The following is a 2,112-nucleotide window of genomic DNA, read 5'->3' as shown; positions in this document are numbered from 1 at the left end:
AAGCTGAAAATTCTGTGTCTCTCAACACGCGCCAGAACGCTTCTGGCGTTGTAAGGTTAAGCCTCACGGGTCATTAGTACCGGTTAGCTCAACGCATCGCTGCGCTTACACATCCGGCCTATCAACGTCGTCGTCTTCAACGTCCCTTCAGGTGGCGTAAAGCCACAGGGAGAACTCATCTCGAGGCAAGTTTCGCGCTTAGATGCTTTCAGCGCTTATCTTTTCCGCACTTAGCTACCGGGCAATGCCACTGGCGTGACAACCCGAACACCAGCGGTGCGTTCACTCCGGTCCTCTCGTACTAGGAGCAACCCCTCTCAATTCTCCAGCGCCCACGGCAGATAGGGACCGAACTGTCTCACGACGTTCTAAACCCAGCTCGCGTACCACTTTAAACGGCGAACAGCCGTACCCTTGGGACCTACTTCAGCCCCAGGATGTGATGAGCCGACATCGAGGTGCCAAACACCGCCGTCGATATGAACTCTTGGGCGGTATCAGCCTGTTATCCCCGGAGTACCTTTTATCCGTTGAGCGATGGCCCTTCCATACAGAACCACCGGATCACTATGACCTGCTTTCGCACCTGCTCGAGCCGTCACTCTCGCAGTCAAGCCAGCTTATGCCATTGCACTAACCTCACGATGTCCGACCGTGATTAGCTGACCTTCGTGCTCCTCCGTTACTCTTTGGGAGGAGACCGCCCCAGTCAAACTACCCACCAGACACTGTCCCCACGCCGGATTACGGCGCCAGGTTAGAACATCAAACGTTAAAGGGTGGTATTTCAAGGATGGCTCCACGCAGACTGGCGTCCACGCTTCAAAGCCTCCCACCTATCCTACACATCAAGGCTCAATGTTCAGTGTCAAGCTGTAGTAAAGGTTCACGGGGTCTTTCCGTCTTGCCGCGGGTACACTGCATCTTCACAGCGAGTTCAATTTCACTGAGTCTCGGGTGGAGACAGCCTGGCCATCATTACGCCATTCGTGCAGGTCGGAACTTACCCGACAAGGAATTTCGCTACCTTAGGACCGTTATAGTTACGGCCGCCGTTTACCGGGGCTTCGATCAAGAGCTTCTCCTTGCGGATAACCCCATCAATTAACCTTCCGGCACCGGGCAGGCGTCACACCGTATACGTCCACTTTCGTGTTTGCACAGTGCTGTGTTTTTAATAAACAGTTGCAGCCAGCTGGTATCTTCGACTGGCTTCGGCTCGGGGAGCAAGTCCCTCCACCTACGCGCCAGCGTGCCTTCTCCCGAAGTTACGGCACCATTTTGCCTAGTTCCTTCACCCGAGTTCTCTCAAGCGCCTTGGTATTCTCTACCTGACCACCTGTGTCGGTTTGGGGTACGATTCTGTGTTACCTGGAGCTTAGAGGCTTTTCCTGGAAGCAGGGCATCTGTTACTTCAGCACCGTAGTGCCTCGTCATCACGCCTCAGCCTTAAGCACCCGGATTTGCCTGGATGCTCAGCCTACACGCTTAAACCGGGACAACCGTCGCCCGGCCAACATAGCCTTCTCCGTCCCCCCTTCGCAGTAACACCGAGTACAGGAATATTAACCTGTTTCCCATCGACTACGCCTTTCGGCCTCGCCTTAGGGGTCGACTCACCCTGCCCCGATTAACGTTGGACAGGAACCCTTGGTCTTCCGGCGAGCGGGCTTTTCACCCGCTTTATCGTTACTTATGTCAGCATTCGCACTTCTGATACCTCCAGCAGCCCTCACAGGCCACCTTCGACGGCTTACAGAACGCTCCCCTACCCAACAACGCATAAGCGTCGCTGCCGCAGCTTCGGTGCATGGTTTAGCCCCGTTACATCTTCCGCGCAGGCCGACTCGACCAGTGAGCTATTACGCTTTCTTTAAATGATGGCTGCTTCTAAGCCAACATCCTGGCTGTCTGTGCCTTCCCACATCGTTTCCCACTTAACCATGACTTTGGGACCTTAGCTGGCGGTCTGGGTTGTTTCCCTCTTCACGACGGACGTTAGCACCCGCCGTGTGTCTCCCGTGATAACATTCTCCGGTATTCGCAGTTTGCATCGGGTTGGTAAGCCGGGATGGCCCCCTAGCCGAAACAGTGCTCTACCCCCGGAGATGA

The 2,112-nt window shown here is 55.1% G+C and carries 1 rRNA gene; it reads right to left on the bottom strand.

The window, feature by feature from the left end:
• Window positions 1–52: 52 nt before the first annotated feature.
• Window positions 53–2,112 (bottom strand): 23S ribosomal RNA (locus tag KUE00_RS21730); the annotation flags it as partial.

This window comes from Erwinia phyllosphaerae (genome assembly GCF_019132875.1).
GTDB classification, from domain to species: Bacteria; Pseudomonadota; Gammaproteobacteria; order Enterobacterales; family Enterobacteriaceae; genus Erwinia; species Erwinia phyllosphaerae.
This window is presented reverse-complemented; position numbering and strand designations above follow the sequence as displayed.